General features: G+C 67.4%; 17 protein-coding genes. 3 read left to right on the top strand and 14 right to left on the bottom strand.

Annotated elements, in window-relative coordinates:
• Positions 1-62 precede the first annotated feature (62 nt).
• The 3 genes from ET495_RS09260 to ET495_RS09250 all read left to right on the top strand — a co-directional run bounded on the left by ET495_RS09260 (position 63) and on the right by ET495_RS09250 (position 4,157).
• Positions 63-2,072 (top strand): DUF4214 domain-containing protein, encoded by a 2,010-nt coding sequence (locus ET495_RS09260; RefSeq protein WP_129204480.1) that lies wholly within the window; start codon positions 63-65, stop codon positions 2,070-2,072.
• A gap of 94 nt (positions 2,073-2,166) precedes the next feature.
• A complete protein-coding gene (locus ET495_RS09255; RefSeq protein ID WP_129204478.1) occupies positions 2,167-2,703 on the top strand; it encodes a hypothetical protein in 537 nt (178 codons plus the stop codon).
• Complete coding sequence (locus ET495_RS09250; protein ID WP_129204476.1) at positions 2,700-4,157, top strand: DUF4214 domain-containing protein; 1,458 nt, start codon at positions 2,700-2,702, stop codon at positions 4,155-4,157. Before ET495_RS09255 ends, ET495_RS09250 begins: the two co-directional genes overlap by 4 nt.
• Positions 4,158-4,221: 64 nt before the next feature.
• Here ET495_RS09250 and ET495_RS09245 read toward each other — a convergent pair whose 3' ends face one another.
• From ET495_RS09245 to ET495_RS09180, 14 genes are all read right to left on the bottom strand, one after another.
• Positions 4,222-5,442 carry an ABC transporter ATP-binding protein gene (locus tag ET495_RS09245; protein ID WP_129204474.1) on the bottom strand — a complete coding sequence of 407 codons (1,221 nt, stop codon included), beginning with the start codon at positions 5,440-5,442 and terminating at the stop codon, positions 4,222-4,224.
• Positions 5,442-6,356, bottom strand: a complete 915-nt coding sequence (locus ET495_RS09240; RefSeq protein WP_245993000.1) for an ABC transporter permease — start codon at positions 6,354-6,356, stop codon at positions 5,442-5,444. Before ET495_RS09240 ends, ET495_RS09245 begins: the two co-directional genes overlap by 1 nt.
• 48 nt (positions 6,357-6,404) lie before the next feature.
• Positions 6,405-7,892, bottom strand: coding sequence for a glycosyltransferase family 4 protein (locus ET495_RS09235; RefSeq protein ID WP_129204472.1), 1,488 nt, complete (start codon positions 7,890-7,892; stop codon positions 6,405-6,407).
• Complete coding sequence (locus ET495_RS09230) at positions 7,889-9,418, bottom strand: glycosyltransferase (protein WP_129204470.1); 1,530 nt, start codon at positions 9,416-9,418, stop codon at positions 7,889-7,891. The genes ET495_RS09235 and ET495_RS09230 overlap by 4 nt, the downstream gene beginning before the upstream one ends.
• Complete coding sequence (locus tag ET495_RS09225; protein WP_162616426.1) at positions 9,415-10,377, bottom strand: FkbM family methyltransferase; 963 nt, start codon at positions 10,375-10,377, stop codon at positions 9,415-9,417. Before ET495_RS09225 ends, ET495_RS09230 begins: the two co-directional genes overlap by 4 nt.
• A 136-nt stretch (positions 10,378-10,513) precedes the next feature.
• Positions 10,514-10,948 carry a GtrA family protein gene (locus ET495_RS09220; RefSeq protein WP_162616425.1) on the bottom strand — a complete coding sequence of 145 codons (435 nt, stop codon included), beginning with the start codon at positions 10,946-10,948 and terminating at the stop codon, positions 10,514-10,516.
• Positions 10,941-12,077, bottom strand: coding sequence for a glycosyltransferase family 2 protein (locus tag ET495_RS09215; RefSeq protein WP_129204464.1), 1,137 nt, complete (start codon positions 12,075-12,077; stop codon positions 10,941-10,943). The genes ET495_RS09220 and ET495_RS09215 overlap by 8 nt, the downstream gene beginning before the upstream one ends.
• Positions 12,074-13,267 carry a polysaccharide biosynthesis protein gene (locus ET495_RS09210; RefSeq protein WP_162616424.1) on the bottom strand — a complete coding sequence of 398 codons (1,194 nt, stop codon included), beginning with the start codon at positions 13,265-13,267 and terminating at the stop codon, positions 12,074-12,076. The genes ET495_RS09215 and ET495_RS09210 overlap by 4 nt, the downstream gene beginning before the upstream one ends.
• The gene (locus ET495_RS09205; protein WP_162616423.1) at positions 13,264-14,112 is read right to left on the bottom strand and encodes an NAD-dependent epimerase/dehydratase family protein; all 849 of its coding nucleotides are present in this window, start codon (positions 14,110-14,112) and stop codon (positions 13,264-13,266) included. The genes ET495_RS09210 and ET495_RS09205 overlap by 4 nt, the downstream gene beginning before the upstream one ends.
• Entirely contained in the window at positions 14,109-14,810 is a 702-nt protein-coding gene (locus ET495_RS09200; RefSeq protein WP_162616422.1) for a sugar phosphate nucleotidyltransferase, read from the bottom strand. Before ET495_RS09200 ends, ET495_RS09205 begins: the two co-directional genes overlap by 4 nt.
• Positions 14,811-15,289: 479 nt before the next feature.
• Positions 15,290-15,934, bottom strand: a complete 645-nt coding sequence (locus ET495_RS09195; protein WP_129204456.1) for a hypothetical protein — start codon at positions 15,932-15,934, stop codon at positions 15,290-15,292.
• A 1,038-nt stretch (positions 15,935-16,972) separates the two neighbouring features.
• On the bottom strand, positions 16,973-18,364 hold the full coding sequence (locus ET495_RS09190; protein WP_129204454.1) for a hypothetical protein: 1,392 nt from the start codon (positions 18,362-18,364) through the stop codon (positions 16,973-16,975).
• A gap of 185 nt (positions 18,365-18,549) precedes the next feature.
• A complete protein-coding gene (locus ET495_RS09185) occupies positions 18,550-19,869 on the bottom strand; it encodes a glycosyltransferase (RefSeq protein WP_129204452.1) in 1,320 nt (439 codons plus the stop codon).
• On the bottom strand, positions 19,866-20,747 hold the full coding sequence (locus ET495_RS09180) for a glycosyltransferase family 4 protein (protein ID WP_129204450.1): 882 nt from the start codon (positions 20,745-20,747) through the stop codon (positions 19,866-19,868). The genes ET495_RS09185 and ET495_RS09180 overlap by 4 nt, the downstream gene beginning before the upstream one ends.
• Positions 20,748-20,783: the final 36 nt, after the last annotated feature.

Raw genomic sequence — 20,783 nt, 5'->3', positions numbered from 1 at the left:
CTCTTCGGCAAGCAATCGACTCGAAAGGGGGAAGCATGCGTCGTCGGACAGCAGCGGGTGGCATGGTCGTTCTCGCTCTCACGTTCACCGGGTGCGCCCCGGGCGAGGTTTCAGGCAGCGGCGACCGCTGGATCCTGGGCCGGCCGGTGGCCGGCGTCTCTGCGGCGCTCGCTTACCAGGCTCCTGAAGAAGCCCCCACCATCACCGAGATCCCGCTCGAGGTGCCCGACGACGTCGCGGCCGTGCTCGACGGCGAGCAGCCGGAGAGCCCGACGCCGACGCCAGGAGCGAGCGGACCCGTCGACATCGTGCCCGACGTGCTGTCCGCCGAGCCGGAGGCAGAGGTCGAGGTGCCGGACGCCGGAGCGGCGCTCCAGCTCGACACGGTCGACGAGAGCTCGCGTGTGGCCGGGGCGGCGGTGGTCCCCGACTCGACGTTCCAGACCGTCGCGGTGACCTGGCCCCTGGACGCTCAGGCCACGCCAGAGCTCCAGGCACGCGTGCGCAGCAGCATCGACGGCGAGTGGGGTGAGTGGTTCGCCCTGGAGGCTGACGACCACGCCCCGGACGCGGGCACCCCCGACGAGCAGCAGGAGACGCGCGCGGGAACCGAGTCGGTGCACGTCGGCGAGGCCGACGCCGTTCAGGTCGCGACGGTCGGGCCCGCCGACGGGTCGCCCTTGGCTCCCGACGTCCAGCTCACCCTCATCGGCTCGCCCGAGCCGACCGTGATCGACGGCGCTCGCGCGCGTGACGCCGTCAACCGTTCGGCCGAGCCGGGGGCCGCCACCTCCGCGGTGTTCACCACGGAGCGATCGGTGCAGCAGGCGGCGGCGCGTCCGGCGGTGGTCACGCGGGCCCAGTGGGGCGCCGCCCCACCGACATGCTCCATGCCCAACGCTGCCCGCCTCGTCGGCGGCGTCGTCCACCACACGGCAGGGTCGAACAACTACGCGACGCAGGCCGCTGCCATGACGCAGATTCGCAACGACCAGGCGTACCACATCAAGACCCGCGGGTGGTGCGACCTCGGGTACAACTTCGTCGTCGACAAGTGGGGCAACATCTACGAGGGCCGCGCGGGCAGCATGGACGCCGCCGTCATCGGCGTGCACGCGGGCGGGTTCAACACCGGGACCGTGGGTGTGTCCGTGCTGGGGACGTTCTCGACGGTTGCGATGCCGCAGGAGGCCGTCTACGCCGTCGGGAGGATCCTCGGGTGGAAACTCGGGCTCGCCGGGGTCAACCCGGCCGGGTCGATCTCGTACACGACCGGTGGCGGCGAGAACTCGCGCTATCCCGCCGGGTCGACCGTGAACCTGCGGACGATCTTCGGACACCGCGACGTCGCGTACACGGAGTGCCCGGGGAACGTGGGGTACACGCAGCTGGAGGCGATCCGGGCGGTCGCGGCGGCCAACCTGGGCTCGACGGTCTCGCCGGAGGAGGCCGCGGCGTTGGTCCGAGCGCTCTATCAGGACCTGCTCGGACGGGACGTCGATCCCTCGGGCCTGGCAACGTGGACGGACCTGCTCATGAGCGGCCGTTCGCAGAGTGAGCTTGTGCGGACGTTGACGAGTTCGACGGAGTATCGGACGCTGCGGGTGGTTCAGGCGTATCGCGAGGTTCTTCGGAGGGAGCCTGACCCGCACTATGTGGACTGGGTGAGGTGGATCCAGGAGGGCGTGTACACGGTCGACGAGGTTCAGTTCGTCTTCTATCGCACCGAGGAGTTTTATCTCCAGGGTGGCGCCAACCCGACGGATTATGTCAAGCACATGTACCGCGTCATGCTGAATCGTGAGGCTTCGGCGTGGGAGATTGCGTACTGGACCGACCAGATCGCGCACTACGGCGTCGTTCCCGCGACGGCCGGGGTGTGGTTCTCGCTCGAGGCTGCGATGATTCGTGCCGGAAAGTACTACCAGACGTTCCTGGACCGGGCGCCCGACCCGGTCGGGCTTGACGACTGGGCGCATGTGATGCTCGCGAGCGGTGAAGGGGCTGTCCGGGAAGGAATCGCGGGATCGGTCGAGTACCGCAACCTCGCGCTGTCCCACTCCGGAGCGTAGGACCTCAGGCCTCGCACACCCAGACTCGTAGTGAGCATTCCTGTGCGGTGCGCCGCCGATCGGTCGACCGCACATCGAAGAACATGGAGGCAGGATGCGTACGTCGAGAACGCGAGCGCTGGTCGGTGCAACAGGGGTCATCGCGGCCATCGCGTGGGCGATGTCCGGGTGCGCAGGCATCACCGCTGCGGGTGGCGAGCCACCCGAGGTGGGTCAGTCGGACGACGCGACGCCGGCGGACACGACGCCGCAGCCGGAGCAGCCGGAGCAGTCGGGAGCGCCGGAGCAGCCGGACGTTCCGGCCCCCACGGAGACGCAAGCAGTGCCCGACGGCCGCACCGTCGTCGACGTGGTCCCCGTGGGGACGGTCGGCGGGCCGGCAGTCGTCACGGCGGGCGGCTACGTCCGAGGCGTCATCGAACTGGGTGGGACGTGCCGCTACACGCTGACGCAGGGCGAGCAGTCGGTGACCGGTGAGTCGGCCGCCGAGCCTGACGCGACGACGACGTGGTGTGCCAACGTGGACCTTGCGCTGCCTGTCGCCGACCAGCCGTGGTCGCTCGAGATGCGCTACGAGTCGCCCACCTCCGTGGGGACCGGCACCGTGACGTCGACCGGAGAAGTCTCGTGAGGCGAACGAACACGGCCGGCGCTATCGCGACGGCGCTGGTCGGTGCGCTCGTGCTCGCGGCTCTCCCCGGTCTGCCAGGCGAGCCCCGCGCGGATGCGGCGCCGCTGCGCACGGCCACGAGCGCAAGCCAGTTCGACGCGGGCAACATCATCGCCGACGGCGTCTTCTACGCCCCGAGCACGATGGACGCCGGGCAGGTCCAGGCGTTCCTGAACCAGCAGGGCGCAGGATGCGTGGCGGGCGAGCAGCCGTGTCTCAAGGACTACCGGACCGCGACACCGTCGATGGCGGCGGAGGCGGGCCTCTGCGGCGCGTACTCGGGCTCGGGCAGCCAGTCGGCCGCCGAGATCATCACGAACGTGGGCCGGGCGTGCGGCATCAACCAGCAGGTGCTCCTGGTCCTGCTGCAGAAGGAGACGTCGCTCGTCACCAAGACGCGCCCGACGACGTCGAACTACAACCGGGCGACCGGCTTCGGGTGCCCGGACACGGGGCCCAACCACACGGCGAACTGCGACGCGGCGTACTACGGGTTCTTCAACCAGCTGTACCGCGCGGCACGTCAGTACCTGCGCTACCGCAACAACCCGACGGGCTACGGCTATCAGGCGGGCCGCGTCAACTCGATCCTCTACAACCCCAACACGGCCTGCGGTTCTGCCCAGGTCTACATCCAGAACCAGGCCACCGCGGGGCTGTACAACTACACCCCGTACGTTCCCAACGCTGCCGCGCTGGCGAACTTCTACGGTACGGGTGACAGCTGCTCCTCGTACGGCAACCGAAACTTCTTCAGGATCTTCAGCGACTGGTTCGGCGACCCGCGAGGATCCGAGGCGCCCATTGTCAAGAAGCTGTACGCGGACCTGCTGGGAAGGGAGGTCGACCCGTCAGGTTTGGCAACGTGGACGAACGACCTGCGTGCCGGCCGTTCGCAGAGTGAGCTTGTGCGGACGTTGACGAGTTCGACGGAGTATCGGACGCTGCGGGTGGTTCAGGCGTATCGCGAGGTTCTTCGGAGGGAGCCTGACCCGCACTATGTGGACTGGGTGAGGTGGATCCAGGAGGGCGTGTACACGGTCGACGAGGTTCAGTTCGTCTTCTATCGCACCGAGGAGTTTTATCTCCAGGGTGGCGCCAACCCGACGGATTATGTCAAGCACATGTACCGCGTCATGCTGAATCGTGAGGCTTCGGCGTGGGAGATTGCGTACTGGACCGACCAGATCGCGCACTACGGCGTCGTTCCCGCGACGGCCGGGGTGTGGTTCTCGCTCGAGGCCGCGATGATTCGTGCCGGAAAGTACTACCAGACGTTCCTCGGCCGGGCGCCCGACCCGGTCGGGCTTGACCAGTGGGCGCATGTGATGCTCGCGAGCGGTGAAGGGGCCGTCCGGGAAGGAATCGCGGGATCGGTCGAGTACCGCAACCTCGCGATTCGCGACTACTCCTGATCGATCCTCGTCGCGGGGCGCGGTCCGCGCCCCGCGACGACGTGCCGGGCCCCGGCGGACGATGTCAGCGAGCCGGACCACCGACGGCGCTGGCGACGCGCACCTCGGGCCGTGCCCAGGTGAACCCGCTGGTGCGGCCATCGCCGGACACGTGAAGAGGCGCCGCGTCTCGCTTGCGGTCGAGCTCCTCACCGGAGTGGCTGACGACGGCCCCGTGGAACGAGTAGTTGCCTTCGCCCAGCCGGAGGTCGGACAGCGTGAACACGATCTGCTGGCGGCCCTCAAGAGGGGGGAGGTCGACCCCCACCAGCTTGGAGTTGGTGCCCACGATGGGGACGCCGAGCGCGCTGTCGATGCCGCAACCGACGACGAGGCCCTCGGTTCGCGTGGGCACGTTGACCGTGACGCGAACCTTCAGGTCGGCGACGGGACCGGCGTCCGAGAGGGGCACGTCGTCGAGGTCGGACACCTCGACGGCCTCGACGGTGATCCGCTCGCTCGCGGCCGTGGACGACGTCCCTTCGGCGCGCCGGGCGAGATCCTCGGCACGGATCTGGTCGAACTCCGTCCGCAGGACCCGAAGCGCGTCGCGTGGCTCTCCGTCCGCGATCACGTGACCGGACTCCAGCACGACGGCGCGGTCGCAGAGTTCCGCGACCTGGTCCAGTCCGTGGCTGACGAACAGGATCGTGCGGCCCTCGGACTGGAACTGCCGGATCCGGTCCATGCACTTGCGCTGGAACGGCTCGTCACCGACGGCGAGGACCTCGTCGACGAGGAGGATGTCCGGGTCGACGTGGACGGCAACGGCGAACGCGAGCCGCACGTACATGCCTGACGAGTAGAACTTGACCTGGGTGTCGATGAACTTCTCGATCCCCGAGAAGTCGACGATCGCGTCGAAGTACTTCTCCGTCTGTTCGCGCGAGAGGCCGAGGATGGACCCGTTGAGGTAGACGTTCTCGCGGCCCGTCAGGTCGGGGTGGAAGCCGGCGCCGAGCTCGAGAAGAGCGGCGAGCCGCCCTCGGACGCTGACGGTGCCCGTGGTCGGCTGCAGGATGCCGCCGACCATCTTCAGCAGCGTCGACTTGCCTGAGCCGTTCGGCCCGACGAGCCCGACCGTGGACCCGGACTCGATCTCGAGCCCGACGTTGCGCAGCGCCCAGAAGTCGTCCTTGTGCAGCTCGGACCGACCGAAGTTGACCAGGCGCTCCTTGAGCGACTTCTCCTTGCGGATGACGAAGCGCTTGGAGAGATCGTCGATGCAGATGACGGGGGTGCTCATCACAGCTCCTGGGCGAAGTTGCTCTGGAGGCGCGCGAACGTGCGCTGCGCCACCCAGAGGAGAACGAGGGAGACGACGAGGGTGACACCCATGCGTGCGGCGAGGTGTGTCGGCATCGGCGAGCCGTCACCGCGAACCCAGAACGTGCGCTGGAACGACAGGACGACCTGCGTCATCGGGTTGGACAGGTACACCTCGGCCAGCCAGTGCGGTACGCGGTCGGCGACCATGCTCCACGCGTACACGATGGGGGACACCCACATGAAGAGCATCAGGGCGATCTCCACGAGGTACTGCACGTCGCGCAGGTACACGTTCACCGCGGACAGCACGAGCACGAGCGTCGTCGCCCAGGTGACCAGCACGGCAAGGCCCAGCGCTGCGTAGAGCCAGCGCGTGCCCGTCGGGAAGGCGCCTCGAATGACCGTGAAGCCGATGAGGATGATCAGCTGGAGCGAGAAGTTGAACAGCGCGGACCCGATCGAGCTCAGCGGGAAGACCTCGCGCGGGACGTACACCTTCTTGATGAGGCCTGAGTTGCCGACGATCGAGCTTGTCCCCGCGAGGATGATGTCGCTGAAGAGCTGCCAGGCCGTGAGGCCGGCGAAGATGTAGACGGAGAAGTCGTCGATGCTGCGGTCGGCCTCGAGGAACTTGCCGATGGCCAGCCAGTACACGCACAGCAGCGCGATCGGCTTCAACAGGCTCCAGACGAGGCCGAGCGCGCTGTCCTTGTAGCGCGCCTTGATCTCTCGCCGGGTCAGCAGGCCGAGCAGCTCTCGGTGTGTCCAGATGTCCTTGACGGACTGAACGGTTCCACCGACGAAGCCGGGGCGGGGACCGGCAGGGCGGAGGGGCTCGGATGCGAGCGCGGACGCACGAACGTCACGCGGGTCGACCATTGTCTTTCCCATCGTCTCAGAGACGCCGCGCTCAGGCGCAGCGCCACACAGCCTACGGCTTCAGGAACCGGAGTCGGACGTCGTAGGCGCTGTGCCAAGGTGCGCCCACACACCTTTCGCGTACTCGTCCCAGGACCTCCGCGGGCGGCCGAGCGCTGCCTCCGACAGCCGGGCGCGCAGGTCGTCGTCGGCGAGCAGGCGGCGCATCGCGTCACGGATCGACACGTCGGACCTGGGGTCGACGGTGAGCGCCCCGCCGAGCGCGGCGATCTCGGCCATGCTTCCGAAGTCGGATGTGATGGCCGGCGTGCCGACGGAGAGCGACTCGGCCACGGGCAGCCCGAAACCCTCGTTGAACGACGGAAAGACCGTGAACCGGGCGAGGCGGTAGGCCGCCCAGAGCAGGTCCTCGGAGACCTTCGAGATCGACTCGACGGGGCGGTCCGCGCGCTGGAGATCGAGGAGCTGCGCCGAGAACTCCTCGCTACCCCACGAGTTCCCGCCGACGAACGTCAAGGAGAACCTCTGGCCTTCTCGCCACAGCACCTCGGCGGCGTGCAGCACGGCGAGATGGTTCTTCCGTGGCTCGTGGCTGCCGACGACGAGCACCATCGGCAGCCCGCCGACCAGCAGCCGCTCGGCGGTGGCCTCCATCGCCGCGTCGGACACCGCGACCGACTCGACAGGGAGCTCGACGGCGGTGATCCGCGGGCCCTGGATGCCAGTGGCGGCGAGCGTCGTGCGCCAGCCGCGGTACTCGACCGCGGAGGCCTCCGAGATGGGCGTGACATGCTCGGCGTACCGCATCACCGTCGTCGCGCCGGCGAAGGCGCCCGGCATGGCCGGAGCCGTGGTCTCGCCTGTCGTCAGCGGGATGAGGTCGTAGCCGATCGCGGCGAAGGCATTGCCTGAGAATCGCGCGAGCGCTCGCATCCGTGCAACGCGCGGAGTGTCGAGCGCGACCTCGGGCAGGACGTAGCGCGACCGCCAGGGCACCACGATCTCTTGCGTGCCCCTGACGGTCTCGTCCTCGTCGGCAGCTTTCGCGTGAGCGATGCGGTCTGCCTCGGCCGGGGTCAGCGTTCGCAGCGCGTCCCACTCGGCGGTCCAGGAGACCGTCAGGACGTCGTGGTCGCGTTGCCAGCGCCGCACGGTCTCCCGGACGACGCGCTGGATCCCCGTCATGAGCGTGGTGCTCGCCGTGTGGGCGACGTCGACCAGGACGCGCTCGCTCTCCACGCGGACCGTCCTTGCGACGCTGAGATCGGTCGCCTCGGCCTCTGCGGCGGCGAGCAGTGCGGTGGGGTCGAACTCGGCGGCGCGCACCGTCTCGACGACCGTCGACTCGTCGGGGAGCCGTCCGCTGAGCACCGCGAGCGCGAGCCAGACCTCCGCGCGGTCGGATGCGTCGACAAGCCGGCTGACGGCCTCGCCGGGGTCGTCCACGGCAGGGGAAGGTCTGCCGAGCGTGGCCGCCAGGGTCGCGAGACGCGGTGCGAGGACGGTGCGGTCGAGTCTCACCCCCGCCGTGCGGTGGCTCCGGGTCATCGCTGGCCTCCTTCCGTGGTGACGCCGTCGACGAGGAACGCCCACAGTGCCGAGGCGTAGTCGTCCCAGGTCCGTACGGGTCGCTGGACTGCCTCTGCGGCGAGCGACGCACGCAGTGCCGGCTCCGTCACGATGCGGCGCAGGGCCGCCGTGACGTCGTCGTCGTCGCGTGGGTCGACCAGGAGGCAGCCACCCTCGGCGGCGACCTCGGCCTGGCTGCCGAAGTTCGTCGTGATCACGGGCGTGCCGACCGACAGTGCCTCCGCGATGGGGAGTCCGTAGCCTTCGTGCAGCGAGATGAAGGCGACGGCGTCCGCTGCCCGCATCTCGTCCCAGAGGGTCTGCTCCGACACGCGGCCAAGGAGCGTGAGCGGGCGACGCGCCGCGATGAGGCGCTCGACTGCCGGGGCGTAGTCCCGGTCGCTCCAGCCTTCGCCGCCCGCCTGCCGCACCTCGAAGTCGAGCCCCTCACGCCACAGCCGTTCGGCAGCATGGAGCACGGTGCGCTGGTTCTTGTGCGGTTCGCGGGTGCCCGTCACGAGGATGACGGGTCGGGTCGACTGTCGGCGGGAACCGCCGCTCGCGGGGAGCGGCGCACCCACCGCGGGCAGCAGCACCGTGCGAACCTCCGGCCCGACGAGCCCCTGGGTGGGCAAGGCCTGGACCAGCCCGGAGAACTCCGAGGCCGCCGAGCCCGAGATGCATGCCACACGGTGCGAGTGCTTGACCACGGAGAACTGGGAGGCGGTCGCACTCGCCTCACCGTCAGGGCGCAGGTCTGCGCTGGTCATCGGGATCAGGTCGTAGCCGACGTGGCCGAGGCGGTTGCCGCTGAACCGGGCCACGGCCGCGAGGGTGGGCGCCTGGGCCGCCACGGGGACGTCGGGAAGCAGGACGTCGGTGCGAAACGGCACGACGAGCTCGTATGGAAAGGCCGCGTCAACGGTCGGGTCGTCGATCGGTCCCGTCCACTCGAGGACCCGGCCCTGCTCCCGCGGAGTCAGAGTGCGGAACGCGTCCCCTGTCGTGGTCCACGCGACGAGCTCGAGCGGGTGTGCCGCGGCCCACCGCGGGACGGTCTCCCGGACGACGCGCTGGATGCCGCTGTGATGATCGTGCATCGCCGAGTACGCGACCTCCACGACCGGGCGGTCCGTGACGACGCGCATGCCGCGGTCCATGTACGGGCCGCGCGAGCCAAGCGCCTGGGCGAGGAGCGTCGTCGCCATGATGTCGGGCGGCTCAAGCTCGACGGCGCGCATGACCCGCAGGAACTCCGCGGTTGTCGGGAACCGGCCGAGGAGCGCGACGAAGAGGAGCCACGCCTCCGGCTGCCCGTTCGGCCGGCGTGCCGCGGCGACGAGCTGCGGCAGCAGGACCGCAGTCACGGTGCCCGCGGGTTCTTCGAGCGCCGACTCGACGACCGACGGCGGGAGAACGACCCGCGACGCCTCGACGACGCGAGCATCGAGCGCGGCCAGGACCCGTGCCGAGAGGTGCCTCTGGGCGTCCGAAACGGCCGTCACCGCCGCACCCGCCGCGCGACGCGCAGCGCACCACGCAGAGGTGCTGTGACCCGCCACGACACGGTCTGGCGGATCGCGGCGAGCTCTGCCGCTGCGCCAGCGTCCGCCGCGTTCGCCGCGTTCGCCGCGCCTACGGCGGACGCGGCAAGAGCATCGGCCCAGCCGCGGAGCGCGGTCGAGCGCCAGTGGACCAGCTGCCGGGTCAGCGACTCGATCTCCTGCTCCTTCTCGACGATCTCAGCCGCACGCCGTTCCGCGGCTCCGGCGATCTCGAAGGAGTCGAGGGGGCAGGCGGGATAGCTCAGGGTGGGCTTCAGATCCGCGTGCTCGGTGGAAACGTAGAACCGGGACAGCCCGTCGAAGAGGCAGAACTCGTAGCCGGCTGCCAGCAACGCCGGCTCCCACGCCTCGTGCGTCGGCGTCGTCGAGCGAGGATCGGTCGCCTCGATCACCAGGACCCAAGGACGCCAGACGGAAAGGTCGATGCTGGCGAGCACGTCGGCCTCGGCGCCCTCGACGTCGATCAGCAGGAAGTGGATGTCGGTCCCGGCCCACCCCGCCTCCTCGAGCACGGAGTCGAGGCGGCGCGCGGGCACCGTCACGTCGACGGGCTGGTAGCCGTCGCGCGAGGCCTTCTCCGACACGGAGTCGACCAGGGTGGAAAGGCCGGTTCCGGGGACGGCGTGGAGGGTCACGGAGTCCACGGGGCGCGCGGTGATCGCAGCGGCGAGCTGTACGTCGTGCGGCCGCCGCTCGCGGTGCATCGCGACGAAGTCCTCCACCGGGTCGATCGTGATGCCGTGCCAGCCGTGGTCGTAGAACGACTTGCTGACGGAGTCCTGCTCCGGGTGATTCGCCCCGACCTCGACGTACCGGCCTGACTTCAGGGTGCCGAGCGCACGCCAGAGGACGACGTCCTCACGGTTCTGTGCGTACGAGGTAAGGGGGGGCTGAGGCATGGTGGGCATCATATCGGCGCAAGTTTCCGGGTAGGCGGCAGTCGCGTTGAGGATCGACCGACGCCTACGTGTGGTCGCCCTCGCCGGCCGAACTGAGGGCGCCAGCGGGCGAGACCGGGTTCGCCCGCTGACGCAGTCACGGTTTCGGGAGATCGCGACGGAACACCAGACGGTCCAGGATCGCGAAGTTCCAGCACGCGACCGCGGCCATCATGACCACCTTTGCAAGGCGGGCGTCCAGGCCGACGTTGACCATGACCTGGACCAGAGTCGCTGACACCACAGCGTTGACCACGGCCAAGGCAAGGTACGCGCCGAACTGGCTGAACATCGGCAGGGCTTGATCTCCGGAGAAGGTCCACCGGCGGTAGCCGACAAAGCTTGAAGTCATTCCGACTGCGAAACTCAACAGGCTCGCCAGCGCAGGCCATGTGCCGACCGCGATGAGTCCAGCAAACACGGCAAACTCAAGCAGCGCTGCCCCGCCGCCGACGACGGCAAACCGCGTCAGCCTGCTCTGGATGATCGAAGCAGTTCTGGAGCGACGGAGCGGAGTCGCGCCGTCAGGCACCGTGGCTCCCACCTGCGACTGACACGCGACTGCCGCCACGCTCGCACGAGTCGAGGGCCGGGTGCGAGGTGCGCGGCGGCACCGCGCGAATGCGTCTCGATGCGGTGGGCGCCTTGCCGGAGTGCGGGTCTTCGGAACTTGAGACGTACTCCTCCACCAGGATCTGCGGTCGACGCTTCGCCTCGTCGAAGACAACCCCTAGATAAAGGCCGATGAACCCGATACAGACGAGTTGCACTCCAGAGAGCACCGCGACCATGACTACGAGTGTTGCCCAGCCGGCCGGGACGTTGCTGCCTGCCAGCCGCGCCAGGAGAGCGGCGATGCCGATCAGCAGACCGAGGCCGCTCACGATGAGGCCCAGCACCATCGCAAGGTGAAGGGGCGCCTTGCTGAACGACACGACACCAGAGCCCGCCAAGTCGAGGCTGCGCGCGAGGTTGTACTTGGACGTGCCGTGCTCGCGTGCTGGCGCCTCGAACTCGACGGTTGCGGTCGGCAGCCCCATCCAGGGCACCAGTCCGCGAATGAAGCGGTCGCTTTCCCGAACCTCTGCCGTGAGGATCCGCACCGCGCGAGCGGACAGGAGGCGGAAGTCTGCACCGCCTTCCGTGATCGGCACGTCGGAGATGCCCCGGATCACACGGTAGAAGCCGCGCGACATCGCACCGCCCAGCCGGCTGCGACCGGCGCTCCTGGTGCGAATGGTCTGGACGACGTCGACCCCGGCTTCGTAGTGCTCCAGGAGTTGGGGAATAAGCGCGGGCGGGTGCTGGAGGTCTCCGTCCATCGTGATGACCGCGTCTGCCGTCGACCACTCCATGCCTGCGATGAGCGACATCTGGTGGCCAGCGCGCCTGAGCATGACGACGCCGCGGACGCGCCGGTCGCGCGAGGCGAGTTCCCGCACGATGTCCGCGGTCGCGTCCGGGCTCGGGTCGGCCACGTAGACGACGTTCCAGTCGTATCGGTCGTTGAGGTCGTTCAGTTGCGAGGTGAGTACGCGGTGGAAGTTCCTGAGCCCCTCGGCCTCCCTGTACAACGGCACGACGACGTCAAGCGTTCGCGAGCGTCCGGTCTCGGTGTCCGGTTCGGAAGGTTCGGCCGGTTCGGCCGGTTCGGCGCTCATATCCGGTCGTCCAATCGCTTGATGCTGTCGACGTGATGGAACTCTGGGACCGCGTTGGCGACGCGCGCCATGATCTCGTGCAGTGTCGGTGCGCTCCGCCCCTCGCAGGCGTCGGTAATCCACGCGAGGGTGTCGCCGACGTCCGGATTCTCGGCGGTGCCGGAGATGGTCTCAAGGGCGGGGAGCCAGCGAGTGGCTTGCTCGTTGGCGCTGACGAAGACTTCGGCGGCCTTCTCACCTGCCGTGTCACGCGGCGTGCGCAGGACAGTCACGACGCCGGGGACCACCGACGGAGATGCCTTGGACTCGTCATCGACGTGCTCGGCACGGAGCGCGAGACGCTGGAGTACGCGCTCGAGGGCATCCTCTAGCAGCGTGTCCTCGACGACGCCAGCTGCGGGGACGACGATGCTGCCCTGCGGGGCGAGCGAAGAAACGAGGCAGAGCTGTCCAGCCTCGGAAGGCTGAACGAAGAAGCGCGACGTCTGAGTCGGTACCGGCAGCACCTGGCCGTTTGCGAGCCGGATGAGCCAGCTCTCGAGAAGCGACCCGTTGGAGAACGCCACGTTCGCGAAACGGGTCGATGTCGCGGTCGGGAACCGGGAGTAGACCGCCCGCTCCATAAGGCGCTTGCTCGCGCCCATGAGGCTCGACGGGTCCGCTGCCTTGTCCGTCGAGACCATGAACAGCCGACAGGCCGGGTTCTGCTTTGCGGCTGCGGCGATCACTCGGAATGTGCCGTTCACGTTGACGCTGAGCATGTGTAGCGCTGAGGCGGCGTCGCGCTCGCTGCGGACGTGCTTGGCTGCAGCGAACGCCAAGACGATCTCGAACGGCCCCTCTTCAGCTACCACTCGGTCCATGAGCGGACTGGTGACATCGACAAGGCGCGGTTCGATGCGCGTGCCAGGTCGAACGGCGCCGCTTGAGCGCAGGTGGCGCACCCTCTCGGCAAGGCCGTTCTCCCAGGTGTCGGCGAGAACGACGAGTGAGGGTTCGAGATCGAGGATCAGACGGAGCGTTTGGCCGCCAATGAAGCCGGCAGCTCCTGTTACCAACACTCGGGCGCCCGTGTAAACCTCGCGGGCGGTCTGTGTGGTCGCGGCCTGCGCGGCAGCGAACACCGACTCGGTGCGACCGGTGACGGACTCGCTCAGGATCTCGATGTCGTGCGAAGTGATCGGGGTCACCTTGTCTCCATTTTCGGTCGTCGGGAGGAGGCTTGACGAGCGATGACGCCGGCAAGCACCTCGGTGGTCACTTGCTCTGCCAGCCCAGACACCGACTCCCACTGTTGCGGATCACCAATCACAGGCCCACCCGGAGGGCGGCCCGCCCTGACCCCGAGGTCTGACCCGAGCGACCGCAGTGCGGAATCGACGGCGTCCCCGAACGAGACTCCGACACCCGAGCAGACGTTGAAGACGCCGCGCGGTCGAATCTCGACGGCTCGGGCGACGCTATGGATGACGAAGGCGGGGAGGACCCAGTCGCGGATAGTCCCCGGTGACCAGAGATTGGCTGGCGACTGACGATTTAGCGCGTCGGAGGTCCGCGTGATCACGTCCTCAAGGGGCGTGCCCGACTGTGTCGGCTCGGCCGCCAGGTTGAAGACCCGCAGTACCGTCGACGAACAAGCAGACGCCGCGGCGAGCGTCCCTTGGAGTTTCGTGCGGCCGTAGTCCGACTCGGGACGCGGCTCGGCAGCCTCTGTGCACCAGCCGTTGGGTTGGCTTGTCCCATACTCGGCGGCAGAGCCAAGGTGCACCAGGTGAGCGCCGACAAAGTCCGAGATCTGGGCAAGCTGACGCGGCAGGTCGACATTGGCGGCCTTGAGGTCGGCCAAATCCCCTCTCAGTGCCCCTGCGGCGTTCACGATGACTTCTGGGCGGAGGTCCTCCACTGCGGCGCGCAGTGCGGTGTGCCCACGGGCAGCCACGTCCGAAAGCGCTAACGCTCCCGGGAGAGCATCCACGATCCGTCCGCCCAAGTAGCCGGAACCGCCGATGATCAATACCGGCCTGTCAGTGCTCACAGGACACCCCGATCGACTAGTTCGTTTGCGGCCGTGAGATCTTCGACGCGCCCGAGATCCATCCATAGGTCGTCGATCGTCTTGCATGCGATGGTCTTTCCCGACATCGCGAGCTGAACCAGGAAGTTCGGCATATCGACCCGGCCCGCAGGGAGCTCACGAAGCGCGGACCCTCGGAAGACGTTGATCCCCGTGCTTAGTAGATTAACGCTCGACGGCTTTTCGGCGATCGCCTCGAGGTTTCCGTTGACATCTGTCGTTACGACACCGTAATCAATTCTGACTTCGCGCTGAACGCAGGCCATTGCTGCGTCCGCGTGACTCTGTTCGAACCACGTGAGGAACTCATTGAGGTCGAGTGACGTGAGCGTATCGCCGTTCATCACCAGGACGACGTCGTCGTCCGCGACGTTGAAAGGAAGCAGGCCGAGAGCGCCCGCTGTGCCGAGGGGTTCATCCTCGTGCGTGTACTCGACGTTAAGCTCGTACTTCGCGCCATTGCCGACCACGGCTTCCAAGAGATGGCCCAGGTAGCCGAGGCTGACGGCAACGTTTCTGAGTTCGGCCTGCCGGAACGACCGGAGGACTCGCTCGATGATCGTCTCGTTGCCGAGCGGGATCAACGGTTTTGGAAGAACGAACGTATAAGGGCGGAGCCGCGTACCAAGGCCTCCGGCGAGAATGAATCCGTAGCGCACGTCTGAGTTCCTGTCTGAGCGGACCTGAGGGGGATTATTGGCGAGCAGGCTAGCCAGTGGCGACCGGGTCAAGGAGCGCAACTGCCCGGGGCTGCGGATCGGCGTCGGACGAGCAGCCCCCGTCAGCGGGCATTTCGACGACCAGTTCGCCCACTGTCGCGGCATGGTCAAGCGAGAGAGTGAACGTCCCGAGGGCGAAGGAGTCCAGATGGACCGTCTTGGTAACGGACTCTGGCCCAGAGACCAGCGTCAGCGTGACCTCGCGTGGCGAACACTCGGCGGCGCGGAGTCGCCCACTGACGGTCGTGAAACAAGGTCGGAAGTGGGCGAAGAACGCGACTAGGCATGAGACAGCGACCGCCGCCACCAGCCAGGTGCGGTGTGCGAGATCCACTGTTCGGGCTCGCTGAACGGTGGGGTTCGACATCAAGAACGTGCTCCCATCCGGGCAGGGGGGTGCTAATGACATTTTCGCCAATTCATGCAAGTTCAAGGAGATCGAATGCGGGCTCGCCGACCCTGTCGGTCACGATGGCTTCTTTCTCGACGCCGAGTCTGCGCCGCAGTTGCGTGCCGTCCCGAGCGAGTGGCATGCGCGGGCGCGCCGCGAGTGCGAAGTCGCCTGCGCGGAATGGTGCCTCGGCGTACGCAGCACCGCTGCGAGTCGTGAGCATGAAGTCGAGCCCTGCCTCTCCGAGTCTCGCTCTGCAGTCGGGGTCGTGGACCAGGTCGCGGAGCGCGGCCCCGACGCCGCCGACGCCCGCAGCAGATTCGATCATGAACGCTGCGTCGTCGGAGAACTCGGAGTAGTGCGCGTGGTCGAAGACGATGACCGGTCTACCGGCGAGCTCCGGGGTCATCACGGATGCCGACTGCCCTTCAACGACGGGGTCGCGGAACGCCGTGGCGATGTCGGCGCGACTGAGCACGCGAGCGAGTTCGGCATCTCCGACCGCGCCCGGAGCGGCGAAGTGGCCCGCGAGTTCCGGTTTTGACGCACGGCGCAGCGTCGCGGCCGCTGCCGAACCCTGGCGAGGGCCGGCAGCCCAAGGATGAACACGAATCAACTGTTCGTCGCCAGGCATGGCACGAAGCTGGATGTTGAGGCCCCGGTTCGCATTCATGTGCCCGACTGTGACGACGAGGATGGCGTCTGGGGGGAGCTCGGCGAGGAGCGTCCCTAGTTCGTGGTTCTGGCTGTCGTCGAAACCGACTCGGGCCGGGGAATGGGCAGGGGCGCCACGGTGACGTCGCCGATCAGTGTTCCGTCGATGCGCGCGGCGTGCCACTGCGAGTGCACGACCGCCGCGATGGCGTGCTCGGTCGCCCACTTCGTGAGTGGAACGTCCGCGCACGAACGCAGCCTGGCCCTGGAGTCAGCGTGACATCGCGTGGCGAACGCTCGACAGCGCCGACTCGCTCTCTGGCGGCCGCGAAACCGAAGGTAGCCACGCCCCGCAGGCCCTCTCTGGCATGAGCCTTGAGGCCTCCTGGCAACAAGGGGTCCTGGGCGATCGGAGTGACGTTTGTGATCAACGCCCGGAGCGACAGTTTTCTCCGATAGACGGGTTGCCGCGATGCTGATCGCGTGTGGCGTTGGCAGCGGCTCGGGCACGGAATGACTATAGCCGCTCTCCAGTTCCTTGCTGACTGATGTTGGCGCTGGGGCATGGAAAGGGTCCATGTTCGGCGCGGTCGAGTGGTCAAACGACAGCGTGTACAGATGCCAGCGTTCAAAAGGTGAGGCGACGGTGCGGTGAGTGGTTCCAGATGATTGTCTCGATGGTGGCACCTGCCCTACCTGCCAGCAGAGACGCTCTGCGTCCGGGACTCCGTGGGCAAATGCGCACTGGGAACGGTGACGAACAGACGATGGATGAGCCGGAGGCTCGCGGGCGTAGTAGCCGCGAACTCGATGGCCCGCTGTCGGGTCGCCTGCAGAACATCGGCCATCGCGGCGAAGACTCCCTTCATGAGGAACTGAGGGCCAGCCCGCCTGCGGTCACGTTCCGCCGGCCCAGTTTGGGCCGGCTCCCTGCCCGGCACGATGAGCCGCATCGCCATGTCGGGGAGGGCATTCAACGTGCCGACGATCGGGAACGATCAAGAACGGACGGTCAGGTGTGCGAGGTTCACTTCGTGGTGGCGGTGCCCCCGAACCCTCAGTCAATCAGCGATCGCTGACTGACGATCAGCACTCGCAGTGCCCGGCCGTCGGCGTCCACCGTTTCGACCCTCTCGACCGTCTTTCCAACGAGCAGATCCTCGCAGGTGGGGGTCGTTGTGATCGGGAATCGTGCGGCAATGGGGTGGTCGCGAGGAACGTCCGCGGGCGTACATAACGTGACAGTTGCGCCCGGGCCCTCCTCGACGTAGAAGGCGATATTGAGATGCGGCGGAAGGAAGGTATAGACATCACCGAACTCACCACTGAGATCCTCGACCACTAGGCGGGTCGAGGGCGATGCATCGCTTCGAATAGGCGCGACAGATGTTAAGAGGGCTTGCTGAAGCTCCGCGAAAGCAGTCCAGGTCGAGTATGCCCCCATCGCTCCCGCGGTGCTTGCGACGATCCCGACAGATGCTATGAGGTGAGGCAACCGTGTGCGCCATGCCCCCAGTATGGAGACGGCTGTTGCGACGATCCAGAGAGTCATCCCAACAGGCTGGGCAACGCGCTCTGGGTCGTTCAGGTGGGCGAGATTGAATGCGAACGACATCGCTGTCAACGGAGCCATGAAGACGCACGCGAGTAGGACAAGTGCCTGCCATGTCGCGATTGCGGTGCGACCCAGCAAGACGATGATGATGAGCGCCAAGATCGCGCCGACGATGAGAAGTTCAGGAGACTCGATCGCCAACGTCCGTGCGATTGCGCACAACGCCCGGCGTACATCCAGGGGTGCAGTCATCAGGCCAGATTCGTAGGAATCAGGCGATATTCTGGGAGCGATCACCGCGGACCAAGCCATTGCGGCTACAACCGTGCACACTGTCAATCCGACGTGCCAAAGGCGGCGACGTATTGTTGAGCCATGCACGGCGGAAATCGCGACCGCCCCGACGCAGAGAGCTCCGGCCGGTGCCTGGTAGGTGAGGAGACCGGCGAGCGGTGCTCCGATGGCAAGGACTTGCCATAAGGTTGAACGACCCGCGAGGAACCTGATCGACGCGCCGATCCAGAGAACTACGGCGAGCGCGGAAACCTGAGCGGGGAGGAATCTAAGGACCTGTCCGGCTGGCCACCATGCGTGGAGGGCAATGGCGAGCCCGAGGAAGATCAACACCCAACGGTTCCGCACAACCGGAGCGAGTGCCCAGACGGTGCCCAGGAGCTGCGCGACGGCCACGAGACCCAGCACGAGGAACATGCCCACGAACCCGCCCCCGCTGATGCCGAGACCAAGGAAGGTCCAGAGGAGGTGCAATGGGCGACCAGCCGTCAACTCAATCAAGTGTCGGTAGGCGGCGAAGCCTGTGGCATCCCATGCTTGCACGAATCCCCAGTCCTCGAGCAGGCCTCCTTGCCAAGGACGGAAGTGCACGAGGAACACGAGGACCGACGCCGCGGTCAAGGTTCCCCAGAAGGCGATTGCGGAAGCTCTGGTCCGTCTCTCTGAGGGGGGTGTGGCCGAACGTATCGCTGTGGCAGGGTGGATGTCTGTGCGCACTGGTTAGTCCATAGTCGTAATGCTGGGCGGTTCTTGGGTACGTGGGCGAGACCGACTCGTTCCGGCTCTCAACCCAGTTCGAACAACTCAAAGGTGATGTCAGCCATACGTTCTGTAGCCACGCTGGCGGTCTCGATTCCAAGTCTCCGCACGTAGTGCGCGAGGTCTTGGGCAAGTTGCATGTGAGGCTTCGCCGCGAGTGCAAGGACGCCCGCGCGATACAACGCATCGGCGTATGCAGCACCGCTGCGGGTTGTGAGCGCGTAGCGTCGCGCGGCTTCGCCGCGTCGCTCGCGATCCCGTGGCTTTTTGACGAGGTTGCGAATCGCTGCGCGGATTCCGGGCGCGCCGGCCGCTGGGTCGATTTTGACCACGGCGTCGTCGGGGAGTTCGGAGTAGTGCGCGTGGTCGAACACGATGACCGGTCTGCCGGCGAGCATCTGGGTCATCACCGACGCCGACTGCCCTTCGATGACGGGATCCCGGAGCGCTGCGGCGATGTCGGCGCGACTGAGCACGCGAGCGAGTTCGGCATCTCCGACCGCGCCTGGCGCCGCGAAGCGGCTCGCCAGTCCCAGTTTGCTGGCTTGGCGCAGTGCGGTGGCCGCGGCCGGTCCTTGGTTGGGGCCGACCGCCCACACGTGGACCTGCCGGAGTTTCTCGTCTCCTGCGACGGCTTGGAGGAGGACGTCCAGGCCCCGGTTCGCATTCACGTGCCCGACGGTGACGACCAGGATGGCGTCTGGGGGGAGCTCGGAGAGGAGTGTCCCTAGTTCGTGGTTCTGGCTGTCGTCGAAGCCGACTCGGGCCGAGGGAATGGGCAGGGGCGCCACGGTGACGTCGCCGATCAGTGTTCCGTCGATGCGCGCGGCGTGCCACTGCGAGTGCACGACCGCCCCGATGGCGTGCTCGGTCGCCCACTCCGTGAGCGGAACGTCCGCGCAGAACCGCATCCAGGCCCCCGGGTCGGTGTTCGACGGACGACGGACCTTCTCGGCAACCTCGTCGCCGTAGACCGCCCCGGCGAGTGCGGCGAGCGCCGCGCGCTCACCAGCCTGTCCGGCACTGAGCAGCACCATGTCGGTGATGGACGCGTCGTGCAGCACAACCAGGCCGGGCACCAGTCGTGCGAGTTCCATGATCTGGCTGTGCAGTGGGCTGTTTCCGAGGACGTACACGACAAGGTCGTAGCGCCGCAGGGCCGCGACTGTGGTCTCGTCGATCGCCTGGATCGGCAGCACCCGGACTGGTGAGGGCCGCAGGGCCGGTGCGTTCTGACACCAGATCTCGAGGTCCCAGCCCTTCTCGATCAGGTAGGGGACGGCCTGCAGCATCACGTCGGCGATGGCGCTCTCAGGCGTCATCGGCGTCACCATGGCGACCTTCATCGGGTGAGCTCCTTGATGACGCGGGACCACGAGAGGTCCAGCTCGAGTGCAAGCGTCCGGGCGTTCTCGCCCATGCCGTGAGCTTGGTCCGGGTGTGCGGCGAGGTCGTCGAACGCTGCGGCGAGCGAGCGCGGGTCGGGGTCGCTGACGAGCCCGGTACGGCCGTGGTCGACGAGAGTGAGCGTCCCACCCGAGTCGGTGGCCGTGATCGAGGGTTTGCGCGACATCGCGGCTTCGTAGCAGACGTACCCGTACGAATCCTCGTTCACGGGAAGGTAGACGGACCCGCGGCACCGCGCGAGAAGATCGAGCTTCTCCTCGTCCGTGATGTAGCGGTTGATGAACTCGACGCGGTCCTGGAGTCCCCACTCGGCGATGCGGCGCTTGACCTCGTCGGCGAGCTGCGGCGTGTCCGCCGCTCCTGCGACTACGAGCCGATAGCCGGGGCGTGCGTGCCGCATCGCTTCGACCGCGAGCAGTTGGCGCTTCCCGCCGGACACGCGGCCGAGAGCCACGATGAAGTCCTCCGACGGGACCGTTCGGTACTCGGCGTCGGCGTGCGGCGGTGTCATCAGCACGTCGGCCCGGATTCCGTTCGACTTTGCGAGCCGTTCCGCGATCATCGGGGAGATCGCGTACATGCGTTCGGCGTCGGCGAAGGCGCGGCGGTCTGCGGTGCGGACGACTGCGGCGATCTCGTTCAGGTGCGGGTCGTCGGGCCACCCGACTGGCGCGGGCTCGTACGCCTGGCGGAACTGGTGGACCAGCCACATGACCATGTGCGGGTGGGGGATCAGGTACGCCGGGAACTTCAGCCCGATGACACGGTCGACGTTCACGGCCTGGAGCAGGCCCGCGGCGATCGTCGAGTCGAGCACCTGGTCGGGGTGTCGCCCAGCGGGATGCGCAGGAGT

Origin of the sequence: Xylanimonas allomyrinae, from assembly GCF_004135345.1 — a bacterium.
GTDB classification, from domain to species: Bacteria; Actinomycetota; Actinomycetes; order Actinomycetales; family Cellulomonadaceae; genus Xylanimonas; species Xylanimonas allomyrinae.
Note: the sequence above shows the minus strand (reverse complement) of the source record. Positions and strands in the feature narration are given on the sequence as shown.

Coding starts and splice junctions, on each gene's coding strand:
- ET495_RS09260 (WP_129204480.1), top strand. CDS start 63: ATGGTCGTTCTCGCTCTCACGTTCACCGGGTGCGCCCCGGGCGAGGTT.
- ET495_RS09255 (WP_129204478.1), top strand. CDS start 2,167: ATGCGTACGTCGAGAACGCGAGCGCTGGTCGGTGCAACAGGGGTCATC.
- ET495_RS09245 (WP_129204474.1), bottom strand. CDS start 5,442: ATGAGCACCCCCGTCATCTGCATCGACGATCTCTCCAAGCGCTTCGTC.
- ET495_RS09240 (WP_245993000.1), bottom strand. CDS start 6,356: ATGGGAAAGACAATGGTCGACCCGCGTGACGTTCGTGCGTCCGCGCTC.
- ET495_RS09235 (WP_129204472.1), bottom strand. CDS start 7,892: ATGACCCGGAGCCACCGCACGGCGGGGGTGAGACTCGACCGCACCGTC.
- ET495_RS09225 (WP_162616426.1), bottom strand. CDS start 10,377: ATGCCTCAGCCCCCCCTTACCTCGTACGCACAGAACCGTGAGGACGTC.
- ET495_RS09215 (WP_129204464.1), bottom strand. CDS start 12,077: ATGAGCGCCGAACCGGCCGAACCGGCCGAACCTTCCGAACCGGACACC.
- ET495_RS09195 (WP_129204456.1), bottom strand. CDS start 15,934: ATGAATGCGAACCGGGGCCTCAACATCCAGCTTCGTGCCATGCCTGGC.
- ET495_RS09185 (WP_129204452.1), bottom strand. CDS start 19,869: ATGAAGGTCGCCATGGTGACGCCGATGACGCCTGAGAGCGCCATCGCC.